Here is a 7,369-nt window from a genome sequence, read left to right as displayed (position 1 = left end):
AACCCGGAAGCTAAGCCCTCCAGCGCCGATGGTACTGCACTCGGGAGGGTGTGGGAGAGTAGGACACCGCCGGACAACTTTTCCAGTCGAGGGCCGCCCCATCCGGGTCGGCCCTCGACTGCGTTAGCGTCGTGGGTGACGCAATGAGGAAGGATGTACCTGTGAGTTCAGGACCGCAGGGCGGAGATCGTCCCCGTCGCTACGAAGACCGTTCGGGTGGGCGCGACGGAGCACCGCGCCGCGACGACCGGCCCCCGTACCGGGAGGACCGGGGTGGCCAGCGCGGCGGGTACGCCGGCGGCAACCGTCGTGACGGCGACTCCCGTGGTGGCGACCGCCGCGAGGGCGGCTTCCGGTCCGGTCCGCGTGACGGCGACTCCCGCGGTGGTGGCGCCCCTCGTCGCGACGCCGACGATCGCCAGGGCGGGTTCCGCGGTGGTGACCGCGAAGGTTTCCGTGGCGGTGACCGCCGCGAAGGCGGCTTCCGTCGTGAGGGTGACGAGCGCTCCGGCGGCTTCCGTGGTGGTGACCGTCGTGAGGGCGGCGACCGCCAGGGTGGATTCCGTGGTGGTGACCGCGACGGCGGTTTCCGTGGCGGTGACCGTCGTGAGGGCGGCGATCGTCCGGGTGGTTTCCGTGGTGGTGACCGTGATGGTGGCTTCCGCGGTGGTGACCGTCGTGAGGGTGGTTTCCGTTCGGGTCCGCCGCGTGAGGGTGGTTTCCGTGGCGGTGACCGTCGTGAGGGCGGCGACCGCCAGGGTGGTTTCCGTGGTGGTGACCGCGACGGCGGTTTCCGTGGCGGTGACCGTCGCGAGGGTGGTTCCCGTGGCGGTGACCGTGAGGGTGGCTTCCGTTCGGGTCCGCCGCGTGAGGGCGGCTTCCGTGGTGGGGACCGTCGTGAGGGCGGTTTCCGCGGTGGTGACCGCGACGGCGGTTTCCGTGGCGGCGATCGTCGTGAGGGCGGCGATCGTCCGGGTGGTTTCCGTGGTGGTGACCGTGATGGTGGCTTCCGCGGTGGTGACCGTCGTGAGGGTGGTTTCCGTTCGGGTCCGCCGCGTGAGGGTGGTTTCCGTGGCGGTGACCGTCGTGAGGGCGGCGACCGTCCGAGCGGGTTCCGTGGCGGCGATCGTGATGGTGGTTTCCGCGGTGGTGACCGTCGTGAGGGCGGTGACCGTCCGGGAGGCTTCCGTGGCGGCGACCGTGAGGGTGGCTTCCGTTCGGGTCCGCCGCGTGAGGGCGGCTTCCGTGGCGGTGACCGCGATGGTGGCTTCCGTGGCGGCGATCGTCGTGAGGGCGGCTACCGCGGTGGAGACCGCGACGGCGATCGTCGTGAGGGCGGCGATCGTCCGGGTGGCTTCCGCGGTGGTGACCGTCGTGAGGGTGGCTTCCGTTCGGGTCCGCCGCGTGAGGGCGGCTTCCGTGGCGGTGACCGCGAAGGCGGCTACCGGGGCGGCGATCGCCAGGGTGATCGTCGTGAGGGCGGCGACCGTCCGGGCGGTTTCCGTGGTGGCGACCGTGAGGGCGGGTTCCGGGGCGGCGAGCGTCGCGAGGGTGGCTTCCGCGGTGGTGACCGTGATGGTGGTTTCCGTGGCGGTGACCGTCGTGAGGGCGGTGACCGTCCGGGCGGCTACCGGAGCGGCGACAGGCAGGGCGGCTACCGTGGCGGTGACCGTGAAGGCGGCTACCGGGGCGGCGATCGCCAGGGTGACCGTCGTGAGGGCGGCTTCCGTGGTGGCGACCGTGAGGGCGGCTTCCGGGGCGGAGACCGTCGCGACGAGCGCCGGGAGCGTCCGGAGGCGGAGGGGGAGCGTACGGCGGCCCCCGCGCTGCCCGACGAGATCGTCGCGACCGACCTCGACAAGGACGTCCGGGCCGAGCTGCTCTCGCTGGCGAAGCCGGTCGCCGAGACGGTCGCCCGGCACCTGGTGGCGACGGGCCAGTTGATCGACGAGGACCCCGCCGAGGCGCTGGCGCACGCGCTGGCGGCCCGTCGGCTGGCGTCCCGGATCGCCGCCGTGCGTGAGGCGGTCGGCCTGGCCGCGTACCACGCGGGGGAGTGGCAGACCGCGATCGCGGAGCTGCGCACGTACCACCGGATGAGCGGGTTGCAGAGCCACCTGGCGGTGCTCGCGGACTGCGAGCGGGCGCTGGGCCGGCCGGAGCGGGCGATCGACCTGTTCCGTGGCGCGGACCGGGAGAAGCTGGACCAGGCCGTGGCGACCGAGCTGCTGATCGTGGCGGCCGGGGCGCGCGGTGACCTGGGTCAGAAGGACGCCGCCGTGGCCATGCTCCAGGTTCCCGAGCTGACGAGCGAGACGGCCGAGCCGTGGACGGCGCGCCTGCGGTACGCGTACGCCGACGCCCTGCTCGCGGTGGGCCGTCGCGAGGAGGCCCGCGAGTGGTTCTCCCGGGCGGCCGACGTCGACGCCGAGGGCGAGACCGACGCCGCCGAGCGGCTGCTGGAACTCGACGGCGTGGTGATCGAGGGCGACGAGGAGGACGAGGAGCCCGCCGAGGAGGTCGCCGCCGGCCCCGGTGCCCCGGGTGCGGTGCCGGCCCGACCGGACGCCGACCTCACCGGTGACGCGGAGCCGACGGACGACGAGGACGACGACCGCGACGACGAGGACGACGACCGCGACGACGAGGACGACGACCGCGACGACGAGGACGACGACCGCGACGACGAGGACGACGACCGCGACGACGAGGACGACGACCGCGACGACGAGGACGACGACCGCGACGACGAGGACGACGAGCAGGCCGAGGCCGCGGTCGCGACGGTGCCGGCGGACGACCTGTCCGACGACGAGTTGACCGACGACGAGGCGGGCTCCGTCGCCGCCGGGTCGACCGGCGACGACAGCGGTGCCCGCGCCGGTGGCGGCGAGGCCACCGCCTCCGGCGGGTCGGACGCCGCGCAGCGATGACGACGGGTGCCGGGGAACGGCTGGTTGACGGGTACGCCCTGGTTGTCTTCGACCTGGATGGCGTGATCTACCTGATCGACCGGCCGGTCCCCGGCGCGGTCGAGGCGGTCGGCCGGCTGCACGCCGAGGGCCGGTCGGTGGCGTACGCGACCAACAACGCCTCGCGCCGCTCCAGCGAGGTGGCCGACCTGCTCACCGGGATGGGCGTGCCCGCCCGGCCCGAGGAGGTGCTCACCTCCGCGGCGGCCGCCGCCGAGCTGCTCCGTGACCGGCTGCCGGCCGGCGCCGCCGTGCTGGTCGTCGGCACCGAGGCGCTGCGGGCGGAGCTGCGCGCGGTGGGGCTCACCCCGGTGTCCCGGGCCGACGAGTCACCGCTCGCGGTGGTGCAGGGGTTCGGCCCGCAGGTCTGCTGGGCTGATCTGGCCGAGGCTTCGGTGGCCGTACGCGGCGGTGCGACCTGGGTCGCCACCAACGCCGACCCGACGCTGCCCAGCGGCCGGGGGCCACTGCCGGGCAACGGTTCCCTGGTCGCCGTGCTGCGTACGGCGCTCGGCCGGGACCCCGACGTGATCGTCGGCAAGCCCGAGCCGGCCCTGTTCACCACGGCGGCCCGCCGCGCCGGGCAGGGCCGGACGCTGCTGGTCGGCGACCGGCTGGACACCGACATCGAGGGCGCCCGGCGGGCCGGCCTGGACAGCCTGCTCGTGCTCACCGGCGTGAGCGACGCGGCCGAGCTGCTCGCCGCCCCGTCGCACCGCAGGCCCACGTACGTCTCGATGGACCTGGCGGGGCTCTTCGACCCGGCCGCCGTCGTGCGGGTCCCGGGCCGGGCGGACGCCGGTGGCTGGTCGGTGGCGCCGCGCGACGACACGCTGGAGCTGTCCGGGGCGGGCCGCCCGCTGGACGCCCTGGCGGCGCTCTGCGGGGCCGCCTGGTCGGGACGGGCGGCGCGGGTCCGTCCCGGGTCGGCCGAGGCGGAGAAGGCGCTGGCCGAACTCGGTCTGGCCGACTGACCGTCCGTCGGCCGCTTCCGGTCCGGCGACCGGTCAGAGCAGCTTGCGCAGCTTCATCAGGTCGAGCGGGTTCGCCTTGATCGACACCCGTCGGGACGTGACCGCGCGGGTGATGTCGAGCTCGCCGCGGACCAGCGCGAGCAGGTCGTCGCTGCCGGTGCTCAGCGCGATCTTGGCCTTCGGATCGTCGCCGTCGGCCAGGTCGACCAGGCGACCGCCGGAGAGCCGGCCGTGAAAGGCGGTCTCCAGGTCGGTGACGCGGCAGGCCAGCGTCCGGTCGAAGTCGACCTTCTCCCGCACCGTCTCCGCGTTGCGGTCCAGCCGCGCCGCCAGATCCCGCAACGCCTGCCGGCATTCGTCCACGCTGGCCACGACCGCCCCCTCACCGCTCGCCACGCCGTCCCCGGCACCGTACCGCACGGGCCGTCGCGGGGTGCCCGGTAGCGTGGCACCTGCACACCCCCGCCCCGGGAAGGAATCAGGCATGCAGGACGCGTGGCGCGCCTACCTCGAGCTGGCCATGGGCCTCACGGAGGCGCCCCGGAAGAAGGCCCAGGACGCGGTTCGCCGGGTCGTCGGCTCGGGCGGGGCGACCGCCGCCCAGTTGCAGACCCTCGCCGAGGAGCTGGTCTCCACCGGCGCGGCCAACCGTGAGGCGCTGACCAAGCTGGTCCGCTTCGAGGTGGACCGGGCCCTCGGCGCGGTGGGGCTCGCCACCGCCGACGAGGTCGCCGAGCTGACCCGCCGGGTGCACGAGCTGGAGCGTCAGCTCCGCGACGCCAAGGCGACCCCCGGCGCCCCGACGCCGCTCCCCGTCGGCGTCCCGGAGCCGGCGGGTCCGGGGTCCGTCGCCACGTCGTCGGCGGCCCCGGGGGCCGCCGAGCCGGCCGTACCCACCTCGGCGACCCCCGCCCCGGTCGCCAGGCCGACCGTGGCGAAGAAGGCGCTGGCCAAGAAGGCCGTCGCCAAGAAGGCGCTGGCCAAGCGGGCGCCGTCGGCCCTCGCCCCCACCGAGGACGCCGCGGAGCCGGTCCGCCCGGCGAAGAAGGCGCCGGCCCGCAAACGACCGCCGCAGGACGAGGCGTGACGCGCCCGGCCCCGGTCGGGAGCGGGTCGTGAGCGGCCCCTTCCGGCCCGGTCCGCCGCCCGGTGCCCGCCCCGGTCCGCCGGGTGCCGGCCCCGGGCCCGGCTCCTTCCGTCCCGGGCCGCCGCCCGGCACCCGGCCGGGCCCGCGCCCCGGCCCGCCGCCGGAGCCCGTCGAGGACCCCGGCGACGACCGCCACCCCGCCGTGGACGCCGCCGTCCGGGCGATGGCCAACGCCGCGACGCTCGCCCCGGCCGACCAGATCGCGCAGTACGAGGCGGCGTACGAGACGCTGCGGGAAACCCTCGCCACCATCGACCAGTCCTGACCGACCGGAGAAGAACCACGCATGGCACGTCGTAACCGGCTGGACGCCGAACTCGTCCGCCGCGGCCTGGCCCGGTCCCGGGAACAGGCCGCGGCTCTGGTGGAGGCCGGCCGGGTCCAACTGCGCGGCGTGCCGGCCCGCAAGCCCGCCGCGATGGTCGACCCCGCCGACGCGCTCCTGGTCACCGGCGAGGACCCCGGCTCGGAGTACGTCTCCCGGGGCGGGCACAAGCTGGCCGGCGCCCTGGCCGCGTTCGCGCCGGGCGGGATGACGGTGGCCGGCCGGCGGTGCCTGGACGCGGGCGCCTCCACCGGCGGCTTCACCGACGTGCTGCTGCGCGCCGACGCGGCGGAGGTGGTCGCGGTCGACGTCGGCTACGGGCAGCTTGCCTGGCCGCTGCGCAACGACCCCCGCGTGCGGGTCTTCGAGCGCACCAACGTCCGTACGCTGACGCCGGAGGCCATCGACGGGCCGGTCGACCTCACGGTCGCCGACCTGTCGTTCATCTCGCTGCGGCTGGTGCTGCCGGCGCTGGCCGGCTGCACCCGGCCCGAGGGCGACCTGGCGCTGATGGTCAAGCCGCAGTTCGAGGTCGGCAAGGAGCGGGTGGGCGCCGGCGGGGTGGTCCGTGACCCGCTGCTGCGGGCGGAGGCCGTGCTCGACGTGGCCGCCGCGGCGGCCCGGCTCGACCTGGGCCTGGCCGACGTGGCCGCGAGCCCGCTGCCGGGGCCGAGCGGCAACGTCGAGTTCTTCGTATGGTTACGCCGGGACGCACCGCCGGCCGACCCGGAGCGGGTGCGCGCGGTGGTGACCGCCGGGCCGGGTGGCCCGGTGCGCTCCGGCGACCGGCCGGACGCGGCGACGGAGGAGGTGGCCGGGTGAGTGAGCTGGCGAGCCCCGCGGGCGGGCCGCGCGGGCGCAGCGCGGGCGCGACGGGACGGCCGTCCCGGTGAGCCGCACGGCGCTGCTGGTGACGCACACCGGTCGCCGGCGCAGCACCGAGCACGCCCGTGCCGTGGCCGCCGACCTGATCTCGGCCGGCTTCGAGGTGCGGGTCGTGGCCGAGGAGGCCGACGACCTCGACCTGCCAGGCGTGGTCCCGGTGACCGGCCCGGAGGCGGCCGAGGGCGCCGAGATCGTCTTCGCGCTCGGCGGGGACGGCACCTTCCTGCGCGCGGCGGAGCTGGCCCGCCCGGCGAAGGTGCCGCTGATCGGCATCAACCTGGGCAAGGTCGGCTTCCTCGCCGAGGCCGAGATCGACGACCTGGACAGCGCGGTACGCGACGTCGTCGAGCGCAACTACACCGTCGACGAGCGGCTCACCCTCGACGTGACCGCCGAGTTCGACGGCGGCCCGACCATCGAGTCCTGGGCGCTCAACGAGATCAGCGTCGAGAAGGGCGAGCGCGCCCAGATGCTGGAGCTGCTCGTCGACGTCGACGGCCGCCCCCTGTCCCGGTACGGCTGCGACGGGGTGGTCTGCGCGACCCCCACCGGGTCGACGGCGTACGCGTTCTCCGGCGGCGGGCCGGTGGTCTGGCCGGAGGTGGAGGCCCTGCTGCTGGTGCCGATCAGCGCGCACGCGCTGTTCAGCCGCCCGCTGGTCACCGCGCCCACGTCCACGTTCGCCATCACCGTCGACCCGTTCACCACCCTCGCGGTGCTGTCCTGCGACGGCCGGCGGGTCTACGACCTGCCGCCGGGGGCGCGGGTCACGGTGCGCCGCGGCGCGTTGCCGGTGCGCGTCGTGCGGCTGCGGGACCGTCCGTTCACCGACCGGTTGGTGGCGAAGTTCGACCTGCCCGTGCAGGGCTGGCGCGGCAACCGTCGCTGACCGTGGGCCGGGCAGGGCTGGCGCGGTGAGGCGGCTGGTCGGATCGCCCTCGCCGCCGCCCGGACGGGTGCCGCCCCGACGCGCCCGGGTCGCCCGCGCGGGTCGGGCCGGTGCCACGTCGGCAGCCCTCGGGCCGGCTGCGCGTGGTGTCGGCGGGCGGACGCACCGGCGCGCCCA

8 protein-coding genes and 1 rRNA gene are annotated in these 7,369 nt (G+C 75.8%); 7 read left to right on the top strand and 2 right to left on the bottom strand.

Annotated features, from left to right (window positions below; genetic code table 11):
* Nucleotides 1-75, top strand: a 5S ribosomal RNA gene (gene rrf / locus AC5L34_RS29240); the annotation flags it as partial.
* A gap of 92 nt (nucleotides 76-167) precedes the next feature.
* Here rrf and AC5L34_RS29235 read toward each other — a convergent pair.
* The gene (locus tag AC5L34_RS29235) at nucleotides 168-1,976 is read right to left on the bottom strand and encodes a hypothetical protein (RefSeq protein WP_494827869.1); all 1,809 of its coding nucleotides are present in this window, start codon (nucleotides 1,974-1,976) and stop codon (nucleotides 168-170) included.
* Here AC5L34_RS29235 and AC5L34_RS29230 point away from each other — a divergent pair.
* Nucleotides 1,878-2,933 carry a tetratricopeptide repeat protein gene (locus tag AC5L34_RS29230; RefSeq protein ID WP_494827867.1) on the top strand — a complete coding sequence of 352 codons (1,056 nt, stop codon included), beginning with the start codon at nucleotides 1,878-1,880 and terminating at the stop codon, nucleotides 2,931-2,933. The two genes, AC5L34_RS29235 and AC5L34_RS29230, sit on opposite strands and share 99 nt — an antisense overlap.
* Complete coding sequence (locus tag AC5L34_RS29225; RefSeq protein ID WP_441176820.1) at nucleotides 2,930-3,946, top strand: HAD-IIA family hydrolase; 1,017 nt, start codon at nucleotides 2,930-2,932, stop codon at nucleotides 3,944-3,946. The genes AC5L34_RS29230 and AC5L34_RS29225 overlap by 4 nt, the downstream gene beginning before the upstream one ends.
* Nucleotides 3,947-3,979: 33 nt before the next feature.
* On the opposite strand, the gene AC5L34_RS29220 is transcribed toward AC5L34_RS29225, so the two are convergent.
* Entirely contained in the window at nucleotides 3,980-4,318 is a 339-nt protein-coding gene (locus tag AC5L34_RS29220; protein ID WP_089003556.1) for an SCP2 sterol-binding domain-containing protein, read from the bottom strand.
* Between the two features lie 112 nt (nucleotides 4,319-4,430).
* Between AC5L34_RS29220 and AC5L34_RS29215 the strand changes: the two genes are divergently transcribed.
* The 4 genes from AC5L34_RS29215 to AC5L34_RS29200 all read left to right on the top strand — a co-directional run bounded on the left by AC5L34_RS29215 (nucleotide 4,431) and on the right by AC5L34_RS29200 (nucleotide 7,192).
* Nucleotides 4,431-5,033, top strand: coding sequence for a phasin family protein (locus tag AC5L34_RS29215; protein ID WP_441176819.1), 603 nt, complete (start codon nucleotides 4,431-4,433; stop codon nucleotides 5,031-5,033).
* A 28-nt stretch (nucleotides 5,034-5,061) separates the two neighbouring features.
* Nucleotides 5,062-5,358, top strand: coding sequence for a hypothetical protein (locus AC5L34_RS29210; RefSeq protein WP_441176818.1), 297 nt, complete (start codon nucleotides 5,062-5,064; stop codon nucleotides 5,356-5,358).
* A gap of 21 nt (nucleotides 5,359-5,379) precedes the next feature.
* Nucleotides 5,380-6,240, top strand: coding sequence for a TlyA family RNA methyltransferase (locus AC5L34_RS29205; RefSeq protein ID WP_494827861.1), 861 nt, complete (start codon nucleotides 5,380-5,382; stop codon nucleotides 6,238-6,240).
* Nucleotides 6,241-6,307: 67 nt separating this feature from the next.
* Nucleotides 6,308-7,192, top strand: coding sequence for an NAD kinase (locus tag AC5L34_RS29200; RefSeq protein ID WP_089000908.1), 885 nt, complete (start codon nucleotides 6,308-6,310; stop codon nucleotides 7,190-7,192).
* The last annotated feature ends 177 nt before the right edge of the window (nucleotides 7,193-7,369 follow it).

The organism is Micromonospora sp. ZG13 (assembly GCF_059359355.1).
This window is presented reverse-complemented; position numbering and strand designations above follow the sequence as displayed.

Coding starts and splice junctions, on each gene's coding strand:
- AC5L34_RS29205 (WP_494827861.1), top strand. CDS start 5,380: ATGGCACGTCGTAACCGGCTGGACGCCGAACTCGTCCGCCGCGGCCTG.
- AC5L34_RS29225 (WP_441176820.1), top strand. CDS start 2,930: ATGACGACGGGTGCCGGGGAACGGCTGGTTGACGGGTACGCCCTGGTT.
- AC5L34_RS29215 (WP_441176819.1), top strand. CDS start 4,431: ATGCAGGACGCGTGGCGCGCCTACCTCGAGCTGGCCATGGGCCTCACG.